This is a genomic window from Mesorhizobium qingshengii (assembly GCF_900103325.1).
GTDB lineage: Bacteria > Pseudomonadota > Alphaproteobacteria > Rhizobiales > Rhizobiaceae > Mesorhizobium > Mesorhizobium qingshengii.
Genome location: NZ_FMXM01000009.1, coordinates 235,498 through 259,675 on the forward strand (window position 1 = coordinate 235,498; position 24,178 = coordinate 259,675).

Below are 24,178 nucleotides of genomic sequence, written 5' to 3' on the forward strand. Positions count from 1 at the left end.
GAACTTGGTTTCCTCGCCCCCGTCGATCGGGGGAGAGGAAAGGTGCCAAGGCCGTCCCGCTACTTCCAGTTCTTCCGCCGCTCGAGTTCAGCGCCGGATGGCTCGCCCGTGACAAAGGAGCCGACCTCGATTTCGCCCGCGCGCTCGTAGGTCGCCATGATGACGCCGGTGCTGGAAGTCTGCGACTTGACAAGCTTGAAGGCGGCCGGCATCGCGCTATCGCCGAACAGTCGCTTGCCCTTGCCCAGCAACAACGGGAAGATCATCAGCCGGATCTCGTCGATCAGCCCGTTGGCGAGCAGGGTCTGGATCAGACTGCCCGATCCCTGGATGAGCAGGTCAGGTCCATCCTCCTGCTTGAGGCGGCGCACCGTCGCGACGATATCCGGCCCAAGCGATTGCGTGTTCTGCCAGGTGAGCGAATCCGGCCGATGCGTGGCCACATATTTGGTCGCAGGGTTGAAGGCATCGGCGATCGGATCGTTCTGATACGGCCAATACGCGGCGAAGATGTCGTAGGTTCTGCGGCCGAGCAGCAGCGCGAAAGGTTTGGAGAACAGTTCACCCATTGCCGCGCCCCCCACCTCGTCAAAGTAATGGAACGTCCAGCCGCCGAACTTGAAGCCGCCGACCGGATCTTCTTCCGGACCGCCCGGCGCCTGCATGACGCCGTCGAGGCTGACGAATGTCGCGGCGATGATCTTTCTCATTCTCATGCTCCCGTTTCTTCAATCCACGCCGTCGTGGCCGGACTTCAGCCCAAGGACGGGCGACCGCTCACCGGTCCGACAACGCCATGCGGATTTTTGGCAAAGCCGCCATCGGTGGTTCAACCGTGAGGCTTGGCATCGAGGCTGCGCGATGAGAACCAGACGTCGCCGAAGATCGCTGTCGCGGTGCGGTCCGGCGTCTTGTCCTGCGTCAGCCAGATAGAGCGGCTGCGCGCGGCCTGGTCGCGCGTCGGGATTTTCGCCGCAAGGCTTGCTGCCGACGCGCCGAAGCATGGAATGAACCACGAGCGCATGAATGGATCGCAGGCGAAGCCCTTTTCGGTGCGGGTCACCAGCACCGCCAGAGGGACGCGCTCGGCCGGGCGCCAGGGAAAGATCATGCGGCCGCCGGGGCGCAAGGCCCTCAGCCATCCGGCCGGCGGCGCGACGACGCCGGCGTTGACATAGACGATGTCGGATGGCGGCAAGGGCGTCGTGACGGCATCGCCATGGACGACCGTCGCATTGCCATAGGTTTCGAGGTTTTGCCGCGCGAGACCGGCCAGCTTTTCGTCCAGCTCGAAAGCGGTGACGGTGCCGCCGGGCGAAACCAGCCTGGCCAGCAAAGCGGTGTAGTAGCCGGTGCCGGCGCCGATATGAGAGACGGCCTCGCCGGGTTTTGGCGCAAGTTTGCCGATCCACATGGCATGCAGGAATGGCTCGCCATTGTTGATGCCCTTGTCGGCGTCCAGCGCCACCAGCACGTTCTGGTAGATGTGAGCCGGATCGGCGCTCGGCGTGATGATCTTGCCGCTGCCGGCGACGACGGTCCACGGCCCGGGACCGAGAAACGCTTCACGCGGCACGCTGGCGAAAACCGCTTCCAGGCGCGGGTCGGGCGAGGCCGCATTGGCCGCCATCAGCCGGGCATAGAATTTCCTGACATCTTCGATCTTGCTCATGGTGCGCAGGATGATAGTGCGGATTGCCGGTTTGTCGCGAGACCGCTTGGTGGCAGGGGCGTCGATTTCCCGGCGAGGCCGGACTCAGCCGACCCCGAACATCGTATCGTAGAGCAGCTTGAAATTGAGCACTAGGATGATGGCCGCGACCACCCAGGCGAGTGCGGCAACGCCGCGCGGAATGGCGAGGTTGCCCATCTTCTTCCTGTCGGACACGAACTGCACCAGCGGGATGACCGCGAAGGGCAGCTGCATCGACAGGATGACCTGGCTGAACACCAGCAACTGGCCGGTTCCCTTTTCGCCATAGAGCGCGGTGACGACCACAACCGGGACGATGGCGATGCCGCGCGTCAGAAGCCGGCGTGCCCAGTTCGGGATGCGCAGGCGCAGGAAGCCTTCCATGACGATCTGGCCGGCCAGTGTCGCCGTCACCGTCGAATTCAGGCCGGAGGCGAGCAGCGCCACGGCGAACAGGATCGAGGCGATGCTCAGGCCAAGCAGCGGCGACAGCAGCTCGAAGGCCTGGCCGATCTCGGCGACATCCTGGTGGCCGGTGCCGTGGAAGGCGACTGCCGAGACGATCAGGATCGAGGCGTTGACGAACAGCGCCAGCATCAGGGCGATTGTCGAGTCCGTCGTTGCCCATTTGATGGCGTCGCGCTTGCCCTTGTCAGTGCGTTCATAGGCGCGGGTCTGCACGATCGATGAGTGCAAATAGAGATTGTGCGGCATGACGGTGGCGCCGATGATGCCGATGGCGATGTAGAGCATAGCCGGGTTGGTGACGATCTCGGATGACGGCACGAACATGGCATGCAGGATCGAGCCGGCCGGCGGCGCGGCGAAAAAGATCTGGATGGCGAAGCAGCTGAAGATGATGATCAAAAGCGCGATGACGAAGGCTTCGAGGTAACGAAACCCCTTGTTCATCAGGAGCAGCACCAGGAAGGCGTCGAGCGCCGTCAGCATGGCGCCGCCGACCAATGGAATGCCGAACAGAAGCTGCAGTGCGATCGCGGTGCCGATGACCTCGGCCAGGTCGCAGGCGATGATGGCCAGTTCGCAGGCGATCCACAGCACGAAATTGACGGGGCGGGGATAGTAGGCGCGGCAGGCCTGGGCGAGGTCGCGGCCGGTGGCGATGCCAAGCCGCGCCGCCAGCGCCTGCAACAGGATCGCCATCAGGTTGGACAGCATGATGATGAACAGCAGGGTGTAGCCAAACTGGGCGCCGCCTGCGAGATCGGTCGCCCAGTTGCCCGGATCCATATAGCCCACCGAGACCATGTAGCCCGGCCCCATGAAGGCGAACAGGCGGCGGAACCAGACGCCCGAACTCGGCACGGCGATGGAGGAATTGACCTCGCGCAGGCTTGGCTGGTCGTCGTCCTCGGGCCTGGCAAACTGCCATGTGGATCGGGAGACTTCGGCTTCGGACATGAAAGAACGCTTTCCGCGACACTGGTCGATGCCACCCTAAGCTATGCCATGGCTCAACATTATGCAATATGCTATATTTCATTGTCGGTGCTTTTTAGCTGGCGCTGATCGATGTGCGAAAGGGGCAAACGGGAACGCCGGTTGCACGTGCGGCGGAATGCAAATAAACGGCCTGAAGAATCAGAGCCCGTGCTATAAATGCATAGAGGGGCAAGCCCCCAGGAGGAGCGCGCATTGGCGCTGAAGAACAGACCGGTCCCGCGCGAAAAGCCGCTGCCTGACGCCGACGTTCATTCGGAAGGATTCCGGCATACGCGCGAAGCGCGTCGCAGTGCGCTGGTCGAGGACTATGTCGAGCTGATCGCCGACCTGATCGAGGACGGCAACGAGGCGCGCCAGGTCGATATCGCTGCCCGGCTCGGTGTCGCCCAGCCGACGGTGGCCAAGATGCTGACCAGGCTGTGCGCCGATGGGCTGGTGTCGAGAAAACCCTATCGCGGCGTGTTCCTGACCGATGCCGGCCGCAAGGTCGCGGAGGAGAGCCGCATTCGCCACCAGACGGTGGAGGCCTTCCTGCGTTCACTCGGCGTCAGCGCCGAGACCGCGCGCATCGATGCCGAAGGTATCGAGCACCATGTCAGCGCCGAGACGCTGGAAGCGTTTCGCAAGGCGATGACGGCGACGCGCTAAGTCGCATCAGCCATTTCCAAAAGAGAGGCTGCCGGAACCGCCTGATGTTATGCACGTTGCTCCTGACATCGCGCGATTGTCGTGCGGCAAGGAGGAAGCAATGGGCATTGAACAGGCACCGACCGCGAAGGGCAAGCAGGCGGCAAAGGGATTGAAGCAGGCGGCGGCGAAGGACGAGCGCAAGACCGAGGCCGAAACCGGGCACCCGCTGAAGAAGGGCGCCGCGCGTTTCGAGGAACGCTCGAAAAGTTCCGACGGCAAGAGCGCCGGGGCTAAACAGAAGGGCTAAGCGATCTTTTTCAACGAGCTGGAGGCGGCACACCTGCTTCGAGGTCGTCACTGTGCCTTTGATCGACGATGACACCAGCAGATCATGGCTGCCGGGCGCTTGGCCCTTCGCTATGGCTCCGGACGTTCGAGCCCTTTGAAAGGTCCACTGGACCTTTCAATGTTCCTGCGGCAAACCGTTCTCTCACTCCCTGACATCCTGCACCCAGCTGCGCGGGTGGCCATCGACACGGAACTGGAAGATGAAATAGGGCGGGATGCAGGTGCCTTCCCCCGGTTTCGCTTGCGGCAGGTCGTCGTAGCCGGCGGTGCAGATATAGTCCTCGCGGCAGGGATGCGCCTTGTCGCAGGCGCGCAGGCCGGCGGTCTTGGTGAATTCCCTGGTGCAATATTTGTGATCCTTGCCGGAGGCAACGCAGTCGTTGAAGCCGGTCTTGGCGAGTCGGCCACACGTCGCTTCGTCGGGAAGCTTGTCGCAGCTTGCCTTGCGCAGCATGCCGCCGGGAAAGCCGCCGGTCTTTTGTTGCGGATTATCATAGCGCTGGCGCGCGGCACCGTAACCGGCAAGCTTCACCACGGGCTTCTTGTCGCGCGCCGGATCGATGGCGCAGTCCTTGGCGGTAGCCGGCGACAGGCGGCAATATTTGTCGTTGCCCCAGTTCGACATCCTGATCTCGCCGAACTCGACCGGGTCACCGACCGCCGTGCCGGCCTCGCTGACGCAAGTGCCGAAGCCAGGACGGATGGCGCTTTCGTGCACGCCGGCGCAGCGCAGTCCGGCGCCGCAGGTCCAGTCCTTGAAGCTCAAATCCTCGCCGCGATAGCAGATCGAGCCCCAGCCATTGTAGAGGTCGGTGCCTTTCAGCGCCTCGGCATATTTCTGGTCAGGGCGGGCGGCGAAGCCTTTGCTGAAATCCGGATGCCCGCCGGCGGCGAACTGCTCGACGATGGCGCGGCGGCGCGGCAGGTCGGCGAAGAACACCGCCGAGCCCGGCACGAAGACGGCATTGCGGCGCGGCTCGCTGGCGGGATCTGCGCCGGTATAGTGGAAGCCGGCAATGCCATGCGTCTGGTGGCAGCCGGTGCAACTCATCTCGTTGAGCCGCAAATCGAAGCCGGCCACCGACTTGATGGTGGCGAGCGTGTTGCCCCTGGCGACATAGTCTCTCAGCGCCCGGTCGATATCGGCGTCGTCGACCAGCCCGTAGGCGATGTTGTTCTGCGATCGGCTCAGCCCGCCGGGCGCGACCGAGACGGCGCTCTTGGCCAGGAACTTTTCGTCGATGACCAGTCGGCCATGGTCGAGGTCGTAGATGTTGCGGTCGGTGAGCAGCCATTTGGCGAAGGCCGATTTGTCGGCCAGCACGGTTGCCCGGTCGATCTGGTTCTCCATCCTCGATTCGTGGAAGCTCGAAGTGGCCGGATCCCATTTGAAGATCTTCAGCAGGTATTCGGCGTGGCCGCCGAAATCGCGCCGTGTCGAGGCCGACAGGCGCAGCACCTGCATGTTGAGTTCGAGCCGCATGATCTGCGCCGCGTTCAGCATGGCACCGGACAGCGGCCCTTCGTCGGAGCGCAGCCAGGCGGCAAGCTGTTCGGGCGGCAGGTCCTTTTGACCGGCCGCCAGCCAGCGCTTGGCGATTTCGGCGCAGGACACGTCCGTTGCGCGCGGCAGGTCCTTCGAGGCGCGGGTTTTTGCTTGTGTGGGCTTGGCGTTGAAAACGAGACTCATGGTCAGCGGCAGGCGCGAGGAGATGCGCTGCGTGCCCTTTCCATTGGCCGCCTTTTCCGCGACCGAATAATGGAAGCGGTAGATCAGCCGGATCTCGCCGCATTCGGTATGGCCGAGATAGCCGCGATCCATGCGGTTGACGACGCCGGTCAGGTCCAGCGTCGAGCCGTCGTCATCGATGTATTTCGGATTGAACTTCTGGCTGGTGTCGTTCGACTTCGCCATATCAGCGACATAGGGGTCGGGGCTGGTCTTCGGCTCGTCGCCGATCTGTTGCTTGACGGTGTCGCGCACCGTGGCCAGCGCCGGCACCGAAAACAGGCCGCGATTGTCGACGTCGCGGGTGAGGCCGAGGGCGGGCCCAAGCAGGCGGCTGATCGACAGGCCACCGCGCTCCAGCGCCTGCAAGGTGGCGGGATCGGTGACGGCGACGCTGGAATCGAGCGTCACGGCGCCGGCGGCCCGCAAGCCCATGCAGCTCAATGCCAGCAGGAACATCATCCGGCCGATCGTTCGCAAGCGCCCTCGTCCCTCCATTCGCGGGCGATGCTACAGGCCTTCCCCGGGCTCGGCCAGAGTGGTGAAGCGCGCATGCCAGCAACGCCCCAAGTCACGAAAAATGCTGTGACTTGGCGCAACCATTGCGATAATTGTTTGTTGGGTTGAACCGGCCTTGCCGGCACAGCGGGGAAGTCTGCAGCACGAGGAGTTGCCATGCTCTGGAGAGGCCGTCGTCAGAGTGACAACATCGAGGATGACCGCAGCGACAGCGGTGGCGGTATCGGCGGCGGCAGCCCCGGTCAGTTCCGCATCCCGATCGGCGGCCGTGCCGGCGGCGGTGGCAGCATCTTCCTCGTCATCCTGGTGGTGCTTGCCGGATGGTATTTCGGCTTCGATCCGTCGACGATCCTGGGTGGTGGCGATGGCGGACTGGCGCCGGGCGGCGGCGAGGTCACCGACAATAGCGGCGGCCAGGACAGCGGCGCGGGCGCGCCCGCGAACGACGAGATGAAGCAGTTCGTGGCCACCGTGCTGGCCGAGACCGAAGACACCTGGACCGGAATCTTCAAGTCGCAAGGGTTGACCTATGAGGACCCGAAGCTGGTGCTGTTCAGCGGCCAGGTCCGCTCGGCCTGCGGCTTTGCCTCCGCGGCGGCCGGTCCGTTCTATTGTCCCGGCGACCACAAGGTCTATCTCGACATGACCTTCTTCCAGCAGCTCGATCAGCAGTTCGGCGCTTCCGGCGAATTCGCCCGTGCCTATGTCGTCGCGCATGAGGTCGGCCACCACGTGCAGAACCTGACCGGCATCATGTCCAAGTTTGATCAGATGCGGCAAGGCATGAGCGAAGCCGATGCCAATCAGCTGTCGGTGCGCATCGAGCTGCAGGCCGACTGCTTCGCCGGCGTGTGGGCGCACTACACCGCGCAGAAGGGCATATTGGAGCAGGGCGACATCGAAAGCGCGCTGAATGCCGCCAAGCAGATCGGCGACGACACGCTGCAGAAGAAGACGCAGGGCTATGTCGTGCCGGAAAGCTTCAACCACGGCACCTCGCAGCAGCGGCAGACCTGGCTGGCGCGCGGCTACAAGAGCGGCAAGCTTTCGGACTGCAATACGCTGAGCGGGCCGATCTGAGGAGATTGTCTGGAAATTCTGCTCTGTCGGCCATCTAGCGGCTTTTTCTGCGCTTCCGGTGCTCACGGACCAAATGTCCGCTCCGCTCCGGTTCTCGAAACCACGACTATATGGCTCGCCACAGCGAATTTCGAAACAGTCTCGGGCGCGTTTCCCAACGCTGATCTGATGGTAAAGACGCCGTCAGGGAGAGGCAGGATCAACGATTCCTGCCCGTTCCCTTATTGTTCCTTGCGGCGGGCTCGCCTATAAGGTGCGTCCGCCTGCGCCCCAGGGCGAGCAGAGGAGCTTGACCCACTATGATCGACCCCAAAACCGCCAGGCGGGGCCTCGCGCTTGTTTTCACCACGCTGCTGCTCGACATTATCGGCTTCGGCATCATCATGCCGGTGCTGCCCGCCTATCTCAGGGAGTTGACCGGCGTCGGCATCAGCGAGGCGGCGATCGAAGGCGGCTGGCTGTTCTTCGTCTATGCGGCCATGCAGTTCTTCTTCGCGCCCGTCATGGGAGGGTTGAGCGACCGGTTCGGACGGCGGCCGATCCTGCTCGCTTCCGTGCTGACGTTCGCTATCGACAATCTGATCTGCGCCGTCGCCTGGTCCTACTCGATGCTGTTCATAGGGCGCGTGCTGGCCGGCATTTCGGGCGCCAGCTATTCGACGACATCGGCCTTCATCGCTGACATTTCGACCGATGAGAACCGGGCGAAGAATTTCGGCCTGCTCGGGATGGCTTTTGGCGTCGGCTTCGTCATCGGGCCGGTTCTGGGCGGGCTGCTCGGCACGTTCGGGCCTCGCGTACCGTTCTATTTTGCCGCCGGCCTTGCCTTCGCGAATTTCCTGATCGCGCTGTTCTTCCTTCCGGAAACGCTTGATAACAAGCACCGCCGCCGCTTCGAGTGGAAACGCGCCAATCCGGTCGGCACGCTTCTCCAGATGCGCAGGTATGAAGGCATTGGCTGGATCGGGCTTGTCTTCTTCCTGATGACGCTTGGGCACATGATGTATCCCGCGGTGTGGTCGTTCGTCTCCAATTACCGCTATGGCTGGAGCGAGCAGCAGATCGGCTTTTCGCTCGGTGCCTTCGGCCTGTGCGGGGCGATCGTCATGGCGACGGTCCTGCCGCGCGTGATCCCCAGGCTTGGCGAGTGGAAGACGGCGGCAATCGGTCTCGCGTTCACCGCGCTCAGCGCCTTTGGCTACGCCTTCGCGTCGCAAGGCTGGATGATTTATGCGGTGATCGTCGTCGGCTGTCTCGAAGCGCTGGCCGACCCGCCGCTCAGGAGCCTTGCCGCCGCCAAGGTGCCGCCTTCGGCGCAGGGCGAACTGCAGGGTGCGATGACCTCGATCTTCTCGATAACCTCGATCATCACGCCGCTGCTCTATACGGCGATCTTTTCCTGGTTCACGGGGTCGAACGCGCCGGTCGTGTTCGATGGCGCGCCCTATCTCGTCGGCGCATGTTTCCTGATGCTGGCGCTCCTCGTCTTCATCACGAAAGTGGCCAGGCCGGCGGCGCTCGGAAATGTCACGACCGGGGTGGCGAAAGACGGAGCACAGATATGAACCGTGAGGGGGGCAGCGCTAACGGATCGAGCTAAGCCCGCTCGGCCAGCAATTCCTCGCCGCGCTTTTGGCGGATCAGGTTGACGAAGCGGCGGAACAGATAGTGCGAATCCTGCGGGCCGGGCGAGGCCTCGGGGTGATGCTGGACCGAGAACACCGGACGGCCGGTGAGCGCGATGCCGCAGTTCGAGCCGTCGAACAGCGAGACATGGGTTTCCTCGACGCCCTCGGGCAGCGAGTCGGCGTCGACGGCAAAGCCATGGTTCATCGAGACGATCTCGACCTTGCCTGTCGTGTGGTCCTTGACCGGATGGTTGGCGCCGTGATGGCCCTGATGCATCTTGGCGGTCTTGCCGCCCAGCGCCAGCGCCAGCATCTGGTGGCCGAGGCAGATGCCGAACACCGGGATGTCGGTCTTGAGCAGGTCCTGGATGACCGGCACAGCATAGTCGCCGGTGGCTTCCGGATCGCCGGGGCCGTTGGAGAGGAAGATGCCATCCGGCTGCATGGCGAGGATCTCCTCGGCGCCGGTGCTGGCCGGCACCACGGTGACCTTGGCGCCGAGACCGGCGAGCAGGCGCAATATGTTGCGCTTGACGCCATAGTCGATGGCCACGACATGCATGGACGGCGCGTCCTGCTCGCCAAAGCCTTCGTTCCACACCCATGGCGTCTCGCGCCAGACGGAGGACTGGCCCGAGGTGACCTCCTTGGCGAGATCGAGCCCGATCAGGCCGGACCACGCGGCGGCGCGGCGCTTCAGATCGTCGAGGTCGAACACGCCGTCGGGCGCATGCGCGATAACGGCGTTCGGCATGCCCTTTTCGCGGATCAGCGCGGTCAGCGCGCGGGTGTCGATGCCCGACAGGGCAACGATGCCGCGCTTCTTCAGCCACTGGTCGAGGCCGGCGCCGGCGCGATAGTTGGAGGGGTTGGTGACATCGGCCTTGAACACCGCACCGACGGCGCCGGCGCGGACGGCCGGATTCAGATCCTCGATGTCCTCGTCATTGGTGCCGATGTTGCCGATATGCGGGAATGTGAAGGTGACGATCTGACCGGCATAGGACGGGTCGGTGAGGATCTCCTGATAGCCGGTCAGCGCGGTGTTGAAGCAGACTTCGGCGACGGCGGAGCCGGTGGCGCCCAGGCCGCGACCCTCGATGACGGTGCCGTCGGCCAGCACCAGAAGGGCGGTCGGCTTGTCGGTGGTCCAGGCGGGCGTCATCTCGGCCATAGCGGCACTCCTATCGGGCTGTGCGTTTCAATCGGCCCGGCAGGCCATCCGCGCAGCAAACCGCGCAAAGCAGCGAATTCGCGGCTTCCACGCACCTAATCTTCAGTTCATGCAAGGCCCAGTACATAGGGGAACGGGGCAGAGCGGTCAATGATGATGCGAAATGCCGCTTGGATTTATTTCATCAAGCAATATCAGAGGCTTGCCCTGACATATCAGGGTTTGCGTTGGCTTGTCCCCGGCGCTATTGTCCGCGCCGATCGAAGGAGAAAGCACCATGCGCGGAAAAATCGCCGAATCCCTGAAGAGCGCGATGAAGGCGCAGGACAAGCACCGGCTGCCGACGCTGCGGCTGATCCAGGCCGCCATCCACGACCGCGACATCGCCAATCGCGGCGCCGGCAAGCAGCCGTCCAGCGACGAGGAGATCCTGCAGATTCTGGCCAAGATGGTGAAGCAGCGCGAGGAATCGGCCAAGGCATTCGACGACGGCAAGCGGCCTGAGCTGGCCGCGCAGGAGCGCGGCGAGATGGAGATCATCCGCGACTTCCTGCCGACACAGCTCGACGATGCGGCAATAGCGGCGGCGGCGCGCGAGGCGATCGCGGCGACAGGAGCCGCCAGCCAGAAAGACATGGGCAAGGTGATCGCCGCGCTGAAGCAGAAATATGCCGGCCAGATGGATTTCGGCAAGGCGAGCGGCATCGTCAAGGGCCTGCTGCAGTAGGGCGATTTCCCGCTCTCTGCCGGCGGTTCACCTGTCGAACATTGAATACTCCGCAGAGTTCATGCCGTGCTCGATTTTCTGCGCTGAACGGGAGCGCCTAGCCAACACAGTGCGTGAGGTTCGCGGTCTATCGGAGCGCGAACTTCAAGGTTCCTTGCAAATCGGCACCGGCTGGGGCGGCGGTGCCGGATGATCCTTCTTGTACTGCGCGATGATTGGCTCGAGGGTTTTTCGCGGCCAAAATTTCGGAGAGCCGATTTCCTTCAGGCAGGATGCATTCCAATAGGGCCCGGCGCCTGACAGCGAACGACCGGTCGCCGCCGCTTGGGCGACGGCGGCGATGTCGCGTGATTCAGGATAGATATAGAGCGTGGTCGGATTGTCCTTCACCATCGGGACGATCCGCTCCGCGTCCGCCGGTGACCAACTGGTGCAGCCATTGCTGCGGCCGCCGGCATAGTCCACCAGCTTGCCAAACGGCACGTAACCATCATGGTCGGCGTATGAGCGGTTCGGACTTTTCCGAAGACACATGCCGCGCAGCACCTGGGCCGCGTGGCCGCCGATCACCCGCTGTCTGGCATTGGCGGTTTCGCCTTCGCCGTCAAATTGCACGAAGGTGCGCTGGAAAACCGCGTCCTGTTTCGCCCCGACGCGGTAGTAGCCCTTGAACGACGTTTTTTCCTCGCCGGTCATGTAGGCCCCGCCGGCCGTCAATTCCGAATCCATCGCGTTGCCGAAGTTCTTCGCGCACCGTCTTCCATTCGCGAAATCGACGACGCCTTTCAAGTTCCGGCCGCCGCCGTGACCCGCCGAAACCGCGCGAAACGACTGGTTGGCTTCGCAGATGATGTAGTAGCGGCGGCCCAGTTCGCCATTGCCCAGATCGCCGGGGCGTGTCGCGTCCATGGCGAAGTAGCAGGGATTCTTGACGGCGCCTTCTCCCACCTTCTTCAGGTAAAGCGCGCGGGCCCGCTCAAGCACCACTTGTGCGATTTGACCTTCGCCTTCGCCGACATGGACCTGCAGCCATGCCGGAACGCCCGATGGCTGCAATGCGGCAAAGGACCGGACTGATGCCGTCAAGGCGATAACGACGAGGACGAGGCCGGTGACGACACCAAGCGGGACAGATCTCAACCGCACCGGATCATTCTCCTGTCGAGGCCGTTTTGCGGTTCCTTGCGGGTTGCCGCCATGAATCGATCATAAATGGCCTCGCGCCAATCGGCGAAACACATCTTGTTCAGCGCACCGCACGCCGATGCCGAAATTGCCCGCTGTGAACATCCTCGATTTTCGATCTTCAAGAATTGGGCTATGATTTGATTCTGGCGCGGCCCGCGCCTCCTCCCTCCACCGGGAAAGCATCATTCATGCAGGGCTATCCGATCACCGAACCGACTGTTCGAGCACCAGGCATAAGGAGGGGTTGCGAAAAAGGCTCGCACCAGGAGGTTGTGATGAAGCTATCCGCGCCTGTCCACCATCTGAAGCGTCAAGCCAGATTGTTGTCCCGCGAGGGCAAGATTCCGCTCCACGAGGCGCTTGATCGTGTTGCGGCACAAGAAGGCTTTGCCAGCTGGAGCCTGCTTGCAGGCAAGGCAGCCGAAACGGCGCCTGCCGGCGGATTGTTCGCGCAACTGGCGCCCGGCGACCTGGTTCTGGTCGGCGCGCGACCAGGGCACGGCAAGACCCTTATGAGCCTCGAACTCGCGGTGGAGGCCATGAAGTCCGGCAATCGGGGTGTTTTCTTCACGTTGGAATATACGCAAAAGGATGTGCTGGACCGGTTTCGCGCCATCGGTGTGGAGCCGGCGCATTTCAACCACTTGTTCGAATTCGACAATTCCGACGCGATCAGTGCCGACTGACATCGTCAGGGCGTTGCGGGTGGCGCCGCGCGGCACGCTGGTCGTCATAGATTATCTGCAACTGCTCGATCAGAAGCGGGAAAACCCGGACCTGATGGCGCAGGTCCGCACGCTGAAGGCCTTTGCGCGCGACAGGGGATTGATCCTCGTCTTCATCTCTCAGATCGACCGCTCATACAATCCGGCGACGAAGCCGTGTCCCGATATCGGCGATGTCCGGTTGCCGAACCCGCTGGATCTGTCGCTGTTCAACAAGACGTGTTTCCTGAACAAGGGTGAAATCAGGTTCCAGGCAGCGCGCTGACGATCTGGTCCGGCAGCCCTCATTGCGCTGCCGCCGGCAGGTTGAGGGGCTGCGCGACCGGTGCCGGATCGTGCTGCTCGCGCATTGCGTCGGCCGACTGGCGAACCACTTCGGAAATTCTCAGGAGCTGCCTGGCGATCGGGCTTGTCTTGCGCCAGATCATGCCGATCGTTCGCGAGGGCTGCGGGCTGGCGAAGCGGGCGATGGAGACAGATGCCGAGCGTGTCTCCACCGGCACGGCCATTTCCGGGATCAAGGTGACGCCGACGCCGGCGCCGACCATCTGGACGAGGGTCGAAAGCGAGCTGCCGTCCAGCAACTCCCTTGGTCGCGCCGAATGCATGTTGCAGAACGACAGCGCCTGGTCACGGAAGCAATGGCCTTCTTCCAGCAGGAGCAGCCGCATCTCGCGCAGCATTTCGCGATTGGGTACCGGCTTGCCCTCGTCTTCGCCGGGCCGGACCAGCACGAAGTTCTCGGCGAACAGCACGATTTCCGACAGTGAAGGTTCCGACACCGGCAGCGCGACAATGGCCGCGTCGAGCCGGCCGTCGGCCAGCTCCTGGATCAGCTTCTGCGTCTGCGTCTCACGCACGTGGATATCGAGGCCATCATGCATGCGGGCGAGGTTGCCGATGATGGCGGGCAGAAGATATGGCGCGATCGTCGGGATCACGCCGATGCGCAGCCGTCCCACCAAATGGTCGCGCGAGGCCCGCGCCAGGTCCGCCAGTTCGTCCACCGAACGCAGGATGTCGCGGACGCGGAGCGCGAATTCCTCGCCGAAATTGGTCAGCCGGACCTGGCGCGCGCCTCTTTCGAAAAGCTCCGTGCCCAGCGTCTCTTCCAATTCCTTGATCTGCACCGAGATCGCAGGTTGCGAGATCGCACAGGCATCCGCCGCGCGACCGAAGTGGTTATGTCGCGCCAGCGCTTCGAAATAGCGCAACTGCTTCAGCGTCAGGTTCGCCATAATGTCATCTTATCGCTGTAATCAGGAAATCCAACTTAAACTAATCAAGCTCGTTTGCTATAGGAGATGCAAGGGAGATAGGAGCAGCCGGTGTCACACAGGCCCGATCTCATGGGCATGAGTGGTGCGATCGGGCCTGTTTTGTTTTCAAGACAGTCTTGTCCAAGGCAAGCTCCCGGCAGTAGGACATTTTGCATATTCGGGCTCCTGGCCATTGCGCCGGCCATGGAGCGGACCGTCTTCCAAGGGCATTCCTGACCCTTGTTCACGCAGCAGTTGAGGCACCGCCCAACACAGCCACGATCGGAGAAAGACATGGACGCCAACACCGACGACAACAGCAAGGGCAAATGCCCGATCGTGCACACTGCCGTTGGCAGGGTCAACCGCGACTGGTGGCCGAATCAGCTCAATGTCCAGGTTCTCCATCAGCAGTCGCCGCTGTCCGATCCGATGGGGGAGGCGTTCGACTATTCCGAGGAGTTCAAGAGCCTCGACCTCGACGCCGTGATCAAGGACCTGCATGCGCTGATGACGGATTCGCAGGAATGGTGGCCGGCCGACTTCGGCCATTACGGGCCGCTGTTCGTCCGCATGGCGTGGCACAGTGCCGGCACCTACCGCATCGCCGACGGTCGTGGCGGCGCCGGTGCCGGCCAGCAGCGCTTCGCGCCGCTGAACAGCTGGCCGGACAACGTCAATCTCGACAAGGCCCGCCGGCTGTTGTGGCCGATCAAGCAGAAATACGGCCGCAAGATCTCCTGGGCCGACCTTCTGATCCTCACCGGCAACGTCGCGCTGGAATCGATGGGCTTCAAGACCTTCGGCTTCGCCGGCGGCCGCGCCGACGTCTGGGAGCCCGAGCAGGACATCTACTGGGGTCCGGAAGGCAAGTGGCTGGCCGACGAGCGCTACGCTGGCGACCGCGACCTGCAGAACCCGCTCGCCGCCGTGCAGATGGGTCTGATCTACGTCAACCCGGAAGGCCCTAACGGCAATCCGGATCCGCTGGCCTCGGCGCGCGACATTCGCGATACTTTTGCCCGCATGGCCATGAATGACGAGGAGACCGTCGCGCTCATCGCCGGCGGCCATACCTTCGGCAAGACCCACGGCGCGGGCGATGCAGCCCTTGTCGGCGCCGAGCCGGAAGCCGCCGATATCGAGCTGCAGGGCCTCGGCTGGGCCAGCAAGTTCGGCACCGGCAAGGGCGCCGACGCCATCGGCAGCGGCCTGGAAGTGACCTGGACAACGACGCCGACCAAGTGGAGCAACAATTTCTTCGACAATCTGTTCGGCTTCGAATGGGAACTGACCAAGAGCCCGGCCGGCGCGCATCAGTGGACGCCGAAGGGCGGCGCGGGCGCCGGCACGGTGCCGGATGCGCATAATCCTGGAAAGCGTCATGCGCCTTCGATGCTGACCACCGACCTCGCGCTGCGGTTTGATCCTTCCTACGCGACGATCTCGAAGCGCTTCCACGAAAACCCGGATCAGTTCGCCGACGCGTTCGCGCGTGCCTGGTACAAGCTGACCCACCGCGACATGGGCCCGCTCGCCCGCTATCTCGGCCCGCTCGTGCCGAAGGAAGAGCTGCCCTGGCAGGACGTCATTCCGGCGGTCGATCATGTGCTGATCGACGAACAGGATGCCGAAGCGCTCAAGGCCAAGATCCTGGCGTCCGGCCTGTCGGTATCGCAGCTTGTCTCGGCGGCGTGGGCGTCGGCTTCGACCTTCCGTGGCTCCGACAAGCGCGGCGGCGCCAACGGCGCTCGCATTCGCCTGGCACCGCAGAAGGACTGGGCGGTCAACCAGCCGGCCGAACTCGCCAAGGTGCTCGACAAGCTCGAAGCCATTGCCAAGGACTTCAATGCCTCGCAGACCGGCAACAAGAAGGTCTCGCTTGCCGACCTGATCGTTCTCGGGGGCAATGCCGCCATCGAGAAAGCCGCGAAGGATGCCGGTCACAGCGTGGACGTCCCCTTCTGGCCGGGCCGCATGGACGCCTCGCAGGAGCAGACGGACATCCATTCCTTCGCGCCGCTTGAACCGACCGTCGACGGCTTCCGCAACTATGTCAGCGGCAAGCAGCGGCTGACCGTCGAGGAGGCGCTGGTCGACCGCGCGCAGCTGCTGACGCTGACGGCGCCGGAGATGACCGTTCTGGTCGGCGGCCTGCGCGTTCTCGGCGCCAATGCCGGGCAGTCGAAGCATGGCGTCTTCACCAGGCGGCCGGAAACGCTGAGCAACGACTTCTTCGTCAACCTGCTCGACATGGGCACGGAGTGGAAGGCGACATCGGACGCCAAGGACGTGTTCGAAGGCCGCGACCGCAAGACCGGCGAAGTCAAGTGGACCGGTACCCGCGCCGACCTCATCTTCGGCTCGCACTCGCAGCTGCGTGCGCTGGCCGAGGTCTACGCGACTGCGGACGCCAAGGCGAAGTTCGCCCGCGATTTCGTCGTGGCATGGACCAAGGTGATGAACGCCGACCGCTTCGACATCGCCTGAGCCGGCAAATGCAATCCGGCGCGGCTCAACAGCCGCGTCAGGGTGCCGACGGCTCCGGCGACATAGACCAGGGCCGCGTTTCCAGCGATGGGAACGCGGCCCTGTCGCAAGAAGCTACGCCCCGGTGGTACGTTCCTTCCCGAGCGGCGCTGCTATTCTGTCGGCAAGCGTCTCCGCCGGTGCAACATGGTCGAAATCGTCAAACCCGCGCTTGAGCATCTGCCATCCTACAAGGCAGCACTCGAGCGCGGCTGGTCGCCGGACAATGTGCGGCTGCTCGAAGCGACGCGCGAGCAGCTTGCCGCGATTGAAAAGGATCCACTGGCCTTTCTCGCCGACCTCGACGATCCCGAAGCCAGGGGCGGCCCGATCACCTTGCCCGACGGCAAGCAAGTGCCGCGCCTGCCGGGCTTCCGCCGCTGGATCTGGGATGGCGAGGCCGCTGGCTCGATCGGCTTACGCTGGCAACCGGGCACGGCAGAGCTGCCGCCGCATGTGCTTGGCCATATCGGCTACGCGGTGGTGCCTTGGAAGCGGCGGCGCGGCTATGCGACCGAAGCGCTGCGGCTGATGCTGGACGAGGCGAGGGCGGTCGGCCTGGTCCATGTCGAGATCACCGCCAAGCCGGGCAATCCGGCGTCGCACAAGGTGATCCTGGCCAATGGCGGCAAGCTCGTCGGGCGCTTTTTCGAGGACGCCGCCTATGGCGGGGCGGAGAGCCTGCGGTTCCGGATCGAGCTGTAGCTCGCCTTATCGCCTTTCGGCCTGATCGCGCAGCCAGTCGGCGAGCGACGCGCGATGCGAACCGGCCCGGCCCGTGAAGGCGTCGGCTGAAAGCATGGAGTTCAGCACGGCTTCCTGCGTGGCCTCGGTCGCCGCCCGGAAAAGCAAGTCGATGCGCGCTTCGTTCAGGGTCACCATCGGCACCAGGTCGCGGGTTTCATGGTGATCGACCAAATTGCCGGTGCTGAAGGCTATGGCGATATCGCCGCTGCCATGGCCCCAGAAGGAGCCAAGCCTGGCGATGCCTGCTCCGGCGCGGCGCGCCACTCTCTCGAGCTGGCGGTGTTCGAGCGGCACGTCGGTTGCCAGCACCACCATGATCGAGCCGCGTTCGGGCTGGTCCGGTTGCCTGGGATCGGGCCTGCGCCCATCGGGCAGAGTAAGGTCGCCGGCCTTGCCGAAATTCGACAGGACGAGAACGCCAAGATGGCGTTCGCCAGCCAGAGTGATCTTTCGCGACGCCGAGCCGATGCCGCCCTTGAAACCGAAGCAGCTCATCCCCGTCCCGGCGCCGACATTGCCCTGTTCGACCTCGCCTTCGTGGGCGTCCGCCAGCGCGGCGAGGGCGTGCTCCTCGGTTATCGCCAGAGCCTGGATATCGTTGAGCGGGCCATCATTGCATTCGCCGACCAGCGGATTGACGGTTCCGGTGGAGCGGCCGATATCCGGGTTCAGGCGGATCGCGTCGCGGATCAGCGCCGTGGCGCAGATGCCGACCGAGAGCGTGTTGGTCAACAGGATCGGCGTTTCGATGGTGCCGAGTTCCTGCACCTGCGTCAGGCCGACAGTCTTGCCGAAACCGTTGATGACATGGCTTGCCGCCATCACCTTCTCGCGAAACAGATTCCCGCCATGCGGCAGGATCGCGGTCACACCGGTGTTGATGTCGCCGTTGCGGAGTGTGCAGTGACCGACGCGTACGCCAGGCACGTCGGTGATCGCGTTATGAGCGCCCGCCGGCAGGATGCCGCAGGTCAAGCGGTAGTCAACGACAGTCCTGGTCATGTGTCAGATGTGCTCGTCGGCACACAGCGCGTGGTCGGACAGCGCGCGGATGACGTAGCAGTCGCCGACCGTCTTGCCGTCGCAGCAAGAGGTGATGCGCTCCAGCTCGGTTTCCAGCCGCTTCAGCTGGGCGATCTTTTCCCGCACGGAAATCAGTTGTTCCTCGGCGATCCGGTCGGCGTGGCCGCAGGGCTGCTCGGGGTGGCCGCTCAATTCGATCAGCGAGCGGATGTCCTCGACGGCAAAGCCGAGGTCGCGGGCGTGACGGATGAAGGCCAACCGCTCCAGCTCCTGCCTGGAATAGCGGCGCTGGTTGCCTTCCGAGCGCTCGGGCGCCGCGACCAGGCCCATCTGCTCGTAGTAGCGGATGGTCGGCACCTTGACCCCGGTGCGGCGGGAGAGATCACCGATCGAAAACATGAATGCTGCCTCTTGAAGCTCTAGTGACTAGAGCAATTATAGTGACTGACATCAAGGTTCAAGACATGCGGGCAGATGGTTCGCCAGCGCGACAGACAGGTGACGTGATGACGGCTCCCCACGAGCAAACACCATTCAGGCAGACGCGGTTCAGGATCGGCGGCATGGACTGCGCCTCCTGCGCGGCCAAGATCGATACGGCGGTGCGCCGCCTCGACGGCGTCGCCGATGTCTCGGTTTCCGTGACCGGCGCCAGCATGACCGTCAGCCACGGCGGCTCGCTCAACGACGACAAGGTGCTGCAGCAGGTGGCGCGGCTGGGCTACGGCATCGTCAAGGCCGAAGCCGGGACCGATGGACGCGCATCGCCGGCGGCCAAGGCGCATGACCATGCCGACCATGACGATGAAGGCCACGATCACAGGCGCCATGACCATGGCGGCCAACAGGTCGCCAAGGAGGCCGCGGGCTCATCTCATCTCCACGGCGATGCCGAGCCGGGGCAGGCATGGTGGCGCTCCCGCCGCGCGGTGCTGACGCAGGCTTGCGCGGCAGCGCTTGTTGCCGCTTTCGGCATCGGCCATTTGTTCCCTGTGGCCGAGCGCTGGGTTTTCCTGGCCGCGCTGCTGGTCGGCCTGGTGCCGATCGCGCGGCGCGCGCTGATGGCGGCATTGGCTGGTACGCCGTTCTCGATCGAGACGCTGATGACCATTGCCGCCGCCGGCGCCGTGGTGATCGGCGCCACGGAAGAAGCGGCCGCTGTGGTGGTGCTGTTCCTGATCGGCGAACTCCTGGAAGGTGTCGCCGCCGGCCGCGCGCGGGCCAGCATCCAGGGGCTTGCCGACCTGGTGCCGAAGACGGCGCTGGTCGAGCGGCCGAACGGCACGATCGAAGTTCCCGCCGACCTGCTTGTGGTCGGCGACGTGATCGTGGTGCGGCCGGGTGACCGCATTCCGGCCGATGGCGAGATCGTCGAAGGGTCGAGCGATATCGACGAGGCGCCGGTGACCGGCGAGAGCACGCCGAAGCGCAAGGGAATCGCGGAAGCCGTCTTCGCCGGTACGATCAGCAGCGACGGCGTGCTCAAGGTTCGGGTCAGCGCCGCCGCCGCCGACAACACCATCGCCCGGGTGGTGCGTCTGGTGGAGGAGGCGCAGGAATCCAAGGCGCCGACCGAGCGCTTCATCGACCGTTTCTCGCGGTACTATACGCCGGGGGTGCTGGCGGTCGGTGCGCTGGTGGCACTGCTGCCACCGCTCGTCGCCGGCGGTGACTGGAACGAATGGATCTACAAGGGCCTGGCGATCCTGCTGATCGGCTGCCCCTGCGCGCTGGTCATCTCGACGCCGGCGGCGATCGCCGCGGGTCTGGCGACCGGCGCGCGGCGTGGCCTGTTGATGAAGGGCGGCGCGGTGCTGGAAGGCTTTCGTCGGATCACCGCCGTCGCCTTCGACAAGACCGGCACGCTGACCGCGGGCAAGCCGGTGGTGACCGACATTGTGGCGTATGGGGGCGATGAACGGACCGTGCTGGCGCTGGCGGCGGGACTGGAGCAGGGCTCCAGCCATCCGCTGGCGACGGCCATCCTGGACAGGGCCAAGGCCGACAAGGCGCCGGTGCCGCCGGCACTGGTTGCCAAGGCGATCCCAGGCAAGGGTGTCGAAGGCAGCGTCGGCGGCGTCGCCGTCTTCCTTGGCTCCGGCCAGGCGGCGAGCGAGCGCGTGGTGATGACCGAAGCGCAACGCCTTGCCATCGACAGCCTCAACGGCCAGGGCAAGACCGTCTCGGTGCTGGTTGCCGATGGGGTGGTGGCAGGGCTGATCGCCATGCGCGACGAGCCGAGGCCGGATGCGGCGGCCGGCATCATCGCGCTGAAGGCCGAAGGCATCCGCGCGGTGATGCTGACCGGCGACAACCGCCGCACGGCGCAAGCCATTGCCGCTTTGCTCGGCATCGAGGCGCGGGCAGAGCTGTTGCCTCAGGACAAGCAGCGCATCGTCGGTGAATTGCAGCGCGAGGGGCTGAAAGTGGCCAAGGTCGGCGACGGCATCAACGACGCGCCGGCGCTGGCCGCCGCCGATATCGGCATCGCCATGGGCGGCGGCACCGATGTGGCATTGGAAACGGCTGACGCGGCGATCCTGCATGGCCGCGTCACTGATGTCGCGCGCATGGTGCGGCTGTCGCGGGCGGTGATGGCCAATATCAGCCAGAACATCACCGTGGCGCTCGGGCTGAAGGCGGTGTTCCTGGTCACCACCATTGCCGGCATCACCGGCCTGTGGCCGGCGATTCTGGCCGACACCGGCGCCACCGTGCTGGTGACCGCTAACGCCATGCGCTTGCTGCGCTGGCGGGGGTGAAGGCTACTCGGCGGCGGCCTCTGGGCCGCGCCTCCGATCCGTCGGTTGGGCGATGTTGGTTAGCACTTTGCTGACGCGGCGTCGAAAACCGGAGCGGTTTTCGCCATATGCGTGCAATTCATTCGTTCTACAGTTGCAGGCCTGAACCTGTGCCGGAGGCGAGATGAAACTTGGCGTAGTCTTGGGGTTGGCCGCAGGCTGCCTGTCATCCGTGGCCTTGGCTGATATGAAGCAGGAGCCTTATCCCCTTGCCATGGCGCGTGGCCTGCGTGAAGGGCAGACGCTGGAGGCCTTCCTGCTGACCGTGATGTCGCCGTTCAGAACCGGCGCGGGCAGCGAGGGCACACTGACGCGCGAAATGGTCGACCGTCTGGGCGCGCGCGGTGAGGCCGCCGCCAAGACGGCGACCCTCGGGCAATTCATCAAGCTTGACCTGAACCAGGACGGGATCGTCTCCAAGGCCGAAATAGAGGAGCTTCGTGCCCGGCCCGATGGAAGCGTCATCGTTTTGCTCTCCAAAGCCTTGCTCTTGGCGGATGCCGATGGCGACGGAAACATATCCGTTCTGGAAGCCTACATGAATGCCAAGGCGGCACCACAACCCGCCGGGCGTGGCAATCTTTCCGACTACCTGGCCCTGGGCGATGGCAGCAAGGTGACAGCATCCCAGATCATGGAACAGGCAATGACCGTGTTCCGGTCCATCGATCTGGACGGCAACACCATTCTGTCCAGGGATGAGATTGCGAAAGTCGCCGCGCGGATTCCCCAAGCTGTCAGGCGAACCGTTGTTTCCGAGCGGTCAAACGACATCGCCTCATGTGACTTCCCGCGCCCCTCCGCCGCGGCCGAAACAGTACTGCTGGGCACCTATGAAGGCGATGCCATGGCCAATGTCCATGCCGGCAACCCCGATGACGAGACCACCACGTCGAGCATAACCATCCAGCCCGGGAAGACGCCGCTCTACATTGTCGCAACCAGCTATGAAGCACAGATCTGGGCGGTGTCCGGAGCCGTGGAGCGGGTTGAAAAACTGGTCGTTGCCGCGCCCCGGGGCGGTGCGCACTCCGGCGTCGTCGGGCTCGCCAGGGATCGGGTGTCCTTCGCCGGCAAGGCCGGGCAGACCTGCATGAACTATTTCTACAAATCCGGTACGCGCGAGACAGCACAGGCCAGAAAGACCTTCGAGGCCAGGCTGGGCGATGATGTCGACCATGTTGGCGGCATCTACAGCCTTTCCAGTGTGTCCTTGCCGGACATGACGTTCGAAAACCTGGCGCCGACCGCGTCGTCGCGCGTGGCGCCCGCAGATTTCGACGCGGCGAGCTGGAACAGCGGGTTGCGCTTCACACCCAGGGGACTGGTCCGCTTCGATCCGGCCAGCGTCGTCGCCAGCGAACCGGTAAAGCCATACGAGGTGCTGCCGCAGGAATTCGGGCTTTCGCAACTGGTCCATAGCGGCCATCTGGAACAGCTCAAGCCGGGTGTGTTCAGGATCGCGCGGCCCATACCCCGGTTCCCTGCCGGTCTGGCCGGCGCGCATGCCGTACAGTTCGTGCTGGCCAAGGGTGTGCCGATGCCAGGTGGCGGTCCCGGCCATTCCTGCGTGATTTCCGAGGGCACCGACGAGGCTGTTGGTCAGTCGGCGGTGGCATGCCGCATGATACGACCCAACCTTGACCCGCTTGCCAAGTTCAAATGAGTTGAAGCAGGTTGTCTCGTGCGCTATTCCGCAGCGGCCGTCAGCGGCGGCGTGGCGTTGCTGCGCCACTCCCAGACATACGAGCCGAGCGCCACCGCGACGGCGACCAGCATCGCGAAAGCGCCAAGCAATGGCAGGCTGCGGTAGCCGAAGCCGGCATTGAGCATGGCGGCGCCCAGCGACGCGGCCAGCGCGATGCCGACATTGAAGCCTGACGGAATGAGCGACGAGGCGAGGTTCGAGGCGTCGGCCGTCCAGGCCAGGATGCGGGTCTGGATCGGCGTGCCGATGGCGAAGTTGAGACCGCCCCAGACGATGATGGCGACAACCATCGGCACCGGATAGGGGCTGACGGCATAGATGACGGCAAGCGTCACTGCCTGCAGGGCCAGCATGGTGATCAGCGACGGCATAAGCTTCCAGTCGGAGAGCTTGCCGCCGAGGAAGACGCCGAGCGTGGCACCGACGCCGTTGAGCAGCAGTACCCAGGGCACCAAGCCCTCGTCGAGGCCGGTGACCTCCAGCAGTGTCGGCGTGATGTAGGTGAACAGTCCGAACTGGCCGATCATCAGCATCAGCATGAGGATCAGCGAGGTCCAGACCTGCTGTCGCGCCAGCACGCGAACCTCACGGGCAAGGCCGGTGGGCTTGGCCGACGATCCCGTGGTGCGCGGCAGAAGCGCCGCCATGGCAAGCGTTGCCGCCACGCCAAGCGCGCACATCACCCAGAAGGTCGCGCGCCAGCCCCAGATGTTGCCGATCGCGGTACCCGCCGGCACGCCGATGACGTTGGAGACGGTGAGGCCCGACAGGATGACGGCGACCGCCATGCCGCGCTGGTCCTCGCGCACAAGGCCGACCGCGACCACCATGGCGACGCCGAAATAGGCGCCATGCGCTACCGCAACGGCAATGCGCAAAAGCAGCATCGAGGTGAAGTCGGGCGCCAGCGCGCAGGCCGCCTGGCCGATGGTGAAGGCGAGGGCGAGGCCGAGCAGCAAGGTCTTGCGCGACAGCGATTTGGTGGCGAGCGCCAGCAGCGGGCCGCCGATGGCGATGCCGCAGGCGTAGCCGGAGACGAGATAGCCGGCGGAGGGGACCGAAACGCCAAGCCCTTCCGCCACTTGCGGCAACACGCCGGCGATGACGAATTCGGTGGTGCCGAACGCGAAGGCGGCGATGAACAGGGCGATGAGCGGAAGCGACATGGCGGGGAGCGATCCTCGAGTGCGGGCCTCAAACCATGGA

General features: G+C 64.3%; 19 protein-coding genes and 1 pseudogene. 10 read left to right on the top strand and 10 right to left on the bottom strand.

Going from position 1 to position 24,178, the window contains the following annotated elements; all coding sequences use genetic code 11:
* Nucleotides 1-59 precede the first annotated feature (59 nt).
* The 3 genes from BLS48_RS16845 to BLS48_RS16855 form a co-directional block, all read right to left on the bottom strand.
* Nucleotides 60-710 carry a dihydrofolate reductase family protein gene (locus tag BLS48_RS16845; RefSeq protein WP_091579356.1) on the bottom strand — a complete coding sequence of 217 codons (651 nt, stop codon included), beginning with the start codon at nt 708-710 and terminating at the stop codon, nt 60-62.
* A 119-nt stretch (nt 711-829) separates the two neighbouring features.
* Nucleotides 830-1,672 (bottom strand): protein-L-isoaspartate O-methyltransferase family protein, encoded by an 843-nt coding sequence (locus BLS48_RS16850; protein ID WP_091579358.1) that lies wholly within the window; start codon nt 1,670-1,672, stop codon nt 830-832.
* A gap of 84 nt (nt 1,673-1,756) precedes the next feature.
* A complete protein-coding gene (locus tag BLS48_RS16855) occupies nt 1,757-3,115 on the bottom strand; it encodes an Nramp family divalent metal transporter (protein WP_091579361.1) in 1,359 nt (452 codons plus the stop codon).
* Between the two features lie 234 nt (nt 3,116-3,349).
* On the opposite strand from BLS48_RS16855, the gene mntR reads away from it, so the two are divergent.
* Together mntR and BLS48_RS16865 are read left to right on the top strand one after the other, a co-directional pair.
* Nucleotides 3,350-3,805 carry a manganese-binding transcriptional regulator MntR gene (gene mntR / locus BLS48_RS16860; RefSeq protein ID WP_167365116.1) on the top strand — a complete coding sequence of 152 codons (456 nt, stop codon included), beginning with the start codon at nt 3,350-3,352 and terminating at the stop codon, nt 3,803-3,805.
* Nucleotides 3,806-3,905: 100 nt separating this feature from the next.
* Entirely contained in the window at nt 3,906-4,094 is a 189-nt protein-coding gene (locus BLS48_RS16865; protein ID WP_091579367.1) for a hypothetical protein, read from the top strand.
* Between the two features lie 183 nt (nt 4,095-4,277).
* On the opposite strand, the gene BLS48_RS16870 is transcribed toward BLS48_RS16865, so the two are convergent.
* Entirely contained in the window at nt 4,278-6,344 is a 2,067-nt protein-coding gene (locus BLS48_RS16870) for a hypothetical protein (protein WP_244529636.1), read from the bottom strand.
* Between the two features lie 195 nt (nt 6,345-6,539).
* Here BLS48_RS16870 and ypfJ point away from each other — a divergent pair, with 195 nt between their 5' ends.
* Both ypfJ and BLS48_RS16880 read left to right on the top strand, forming a co-directional pair.
* Nucleotides 6,540-7,463 (top strand): KPN_02809 family neutral zinc metallopeptidase, encoded by a 924-nt coding sequence (gene ypfJ / locus BLS48_RS16875; protein WP_091579373.1) that lies wholly within the window; start codon nt 6,540-6,542, stop codon nt 7,461-7,463.
* Nucleotides 7,464-7,762: 299 nt separating this feature from the next.
* Complete coding sequence (locus BLS48_RS16880) at nt 7,763-9,028, top strand: TCR/Tet family MFS transporter (protein ID WP_091579375.1); 1,266 nt, start codon at nt 7,763-7,765, stop codon at nt 9,026-9,028.
* A gap of 31 nt (nt 9,029-9,059) precedes the next feature.
* On the opposite strand, the gene carA is transcribed toward BLS48_RS16880, so the two are convergent.
* The gene (gene carA, locus BLS48_RS16885; RefSeq protein ID WP_091579378.1) at nt 9,060-10,265 is read right to left on the bottom strand and encodes a glutamine-hydrolyzing carbamoyl-phosphate synthase small subunit; all 1,206 of its coding nucleotides are present in this window, start codon (nt 10,263-10,265) and stop codon (nt 9,060-9,062) included.
* Nucleotides 10,266-10,542: 277 nt separating this feature from the next.
* Here carA and BLS48_RS16890 point away from each other — a divergent pair, with 277 nt between their 5' ends.
* Nucleotides 10,543-10,992, top strand: coding sequence for a GatB/YqeY domain-containing protein (locus tag BLS48_RS16890; RefSeq protein WP_091579503.1), 450 nt, complete (start codon nt 10,543-10,545; stop codon nt 10,990-10,992).
* Nucleotides 10,993-11,136: 144 nt separating this feature from the next.
* Here the strand turns inward: BLS48_RS16890 and BLS48_RS16895 are convergent, their stop codons facing one another.
* Nucleotides 11,137-12,138 carry a hypothetical protein gene (locus BLS48_RS16895; protein WP_091579380.1) on the bottom strand — a complete coding sequence of 334 codons (1,002 nt, stop codon included), beginning with the start codon at nt 12,136-12,138 and terminating at the stop codon, nt 11,137-11,139.
* Between the two features lie 317 nt (nt 12,139-12,455).
* On the opposite strand from BLS48_RS16895, the pseudogene BLS48_RS16900 reads away from it, so the two are divergent.
* Nucleotides 12,456-13,170: pseudogene (locus tag BLS48_RS16900) on the top strand (DNA helicase).
* A gap of 19 nt (nt 13,171-13,189) precedes the next feature.
* Here BLS48_RS16900 and BLS48_RS16905 read toward each other — a convergent pair.
* Nucleotides 13,190-14,143, bottom strand: coding sequence for a hydrogen peroxide-inducible genes activator (locus BLS48_RS16905; protein ID WP_091579383.1), 954 nt, complete (start codon nt 14,141-14,143; stop codon nt 13,190-13,192).
* A 315-nt stretch (nt 14,144-14,458) separates the two neighbouring features.
* On the opposite strand from BLS48_RS16905, the gene katG reads away from it, so the two are divergent.
* Both katG and BLS48_RS16915 read left to right on the top strand, forming a co-directional pair.
* Nucleotides 14,459-16,654 (top strand): catalase/peroxidase HPI, encoded by a 2,196-nt coding sequence (gene katG / locus BLS48_RS16910; protein ID WP_091579386.1) that lies wholly within the window; start codon nt 14,459-14,461, stop codon nt 16,652-16,654.
* Between the two features lie 186 nt (nt 16,655-16,840).
* Nucleotides 16,841-17,398, top strand: a complete 558-nt coding sequence (locus tag BLS48_RS16915) for a GNAT family N-acetyltransferase (RefSeq protein ID WP_091579388.1) — start codon at nt 16,841-16,843, stop codon at nt 17,396-17,398.
* A 6-nt stretch (nt 17,399-17,404) separates the two neighbouring features.
* On the opposite strand, the gene BLS48_RS16920 is transcribed toward BLS48_RS16915, so the two are convergent.
* Together BLS48_RS16920 and BLS48_RS16925 are read right to left on the bottom strand one after the other, a co-directional pair.
* Nucleotides 17,405-18,442: a DmpA family aminopeptidase gene (locus tag BLS48_RS16920; protein WP_091579391.1), complete on the bottom strand. Its 1,038-nt coding sequence runs from the start codon at nt 18,440-18,442 to the stop codon at nt 17,405-17,407.
* A gap of 3 nt (nt 18,443-18,445) precedes the next feature.
* On the bottom strand, nt 18,446-18,862 hold the full coding sequence (locus BLS48_RS16925) for a MerR family transcriptional regulator (protein WP_091579394.1): 417 nt from the start codon (nt 18,860-18,862) through the stop codon (nt 18,446-18,448).
* 107 nt (nt 18,863-18,969) lie between these two features.
* Here BLS48_RS16925 and BLS48_RS16930 point away from each other — a divergent pair, with 107 nt between their 5' ends.
* Nucleotides 18,970-21,225 (top strand): heavy metal translocating P-type ATPase, encoded by a 2,256-nt coding sequence (locus tag BLS48_RS16930; RefSeq protein WP_091579506.1) that lies wholly within the window; start codon nt 18,970-18,972, stop codon nt 21,223-21,225.
* Between the two features lie 163 nt (nt 21,226-21,388).
* A complete protein-coding gene (locus tag BLS48_RS16935; protein WP_143019439.1) occupies nt 21,389-22,930 on the top strand; it encodes a hypothetical protein in 1,542 nt (513 codons plus the stop codon).
* 23 nt (nt 22,931-22,953) lie between these two features.
* On the opposite strand, the gene BLS48_RS16940 is transcribed toward BLS48_RS16935, so the two are convergent.
* Nucleotides 22,954-24,138: an MFS transporter gene (locus BLS48_RS16940; protein WP_091579400.1), complete on the bottom strand. Its 1,185-nt coding sequence runs from the start codon at nt 24,136-24,138 to the stop codon at nt 22,954-22,956.
* Nucleotides 24,139-24,178: the final 40 nt, after the last annotated feature.

Excerpts from the sequence above, each read along its gene's own strand:
- BLS48_RS16915 (WP_091579388.1), top strand. The coding sequence starts at position 16,841 with ATGGTCGAAATCGTCAAACCCGCGCTTGAGCATCTGCCATCCTACAAG.
- BLS48_RS16880 (WP_091579375.1), top strand. The coding sequence starts at position 7,763 with ATGATCGACCCCAAAACCGCCAGGCGGGGCCTCGCGCTTGTTTTCACC.
- BLS48_RS16845 (WP_091579356.1), bottom strand. The coding sequence starts at position 710 with ATGAGAAAGATCATCGCCGCGACATTCGTCAGCCTCGACGGCGTCATG.
- BLS48_RS16920 (WP_091579391.1), bottom strand. The coding sequence starts at position 18,442 with ATGACCAGGACTGTCGTTGACTACCGCTTGACCTGCGGCATCCTGCCG.
- BLS48_RS16935 (WP_143019439.1), top strand. The coding sequence starts at position 21,389 with ATGAAACTTGGCGTAGTCTTGGGGTTGGCCGCAGGCTGCCTGTCATCC.
- carA (WP_091579378.1), bottom strand. The coding sequence starts at position 10,265 with ATGGCCGAGATGACGCCCGCCTGGACCACCGACAAGCCGACCGCCCTT.
- BLS48_RS16925 (WP_091579394.1), bottom strand. The coding sequence starts at position 18,862 with ATGTTTTCGATCGGTGATCTCTCCCGCCGCACCGGGGTCAAGGTGCCG.
- ypfJ (WP_091579373.1), top strand. The coding sequence starts at position 6,540 with ATGCTCTGGAGAGGCCGTCGTCAGAGTGACAACATCGAGGATGACCGC.
- katG (WP_091579386.1), top strand. The coding sequence starts at position 14,459 with ATGGACGCCAACACCGACGACAACAGCAAGGGCAAATGCCCGATCGTG.
- BLS48_RS16850 (WP_091579358.1), bottom strand. The coding sequence starts at position 1,672 with ATGAGCAAGATCGAAGATGTCAGGAAATTCTATGCCCGGCTGATGGCG.
- BLS48_RS16905 (WP_091579383.1), bottom strand. The coding sequence starts at position 14,143 with ATGGCGAACCTGACGCTGAAGCAGTTGCGCTATTTCGAAGCGCTGGCG.
- BLS48_RS16865 (WP_091579367.1), top strand. The coding sequence starts at position 3,906 with ATGGGCATTGAACAGGCACCGACCGCGAAGGGCAAGCAGGCGGCAAAG.
- BLS48_RS16890 (WP_091579503.1), top strand. The coding sequence starts at position 10,543 with ATGCGCGGAAAAATCGCCGAATCCCTGAAGAGCGCGATGAAGGCGCAG.
- BLS48_RS16940 (WP_091579400.1), bottom strand. The coding sequence starts at position 24,138 with ATGTCGCTTCCGCTCATCGCCCTGTTCATCGCCGCCTTCGCGTTCGGC.
- BLS48_RS16930 (WP_091579506.1), top strand. The coding sequence starts at position 18,970 with ATGACGGCTCCCCACGAGCAAACACCATTCAGGCAGACGCGGTTCAGG.
- BLS48_RS16855 (WP_091579361.1), bottom strand. The coding sequence starts at position 3,115 with ATGTCCGAAGCCGAAGTCTCCCGATCCACATGGCAGTTTGCCAGGCCC.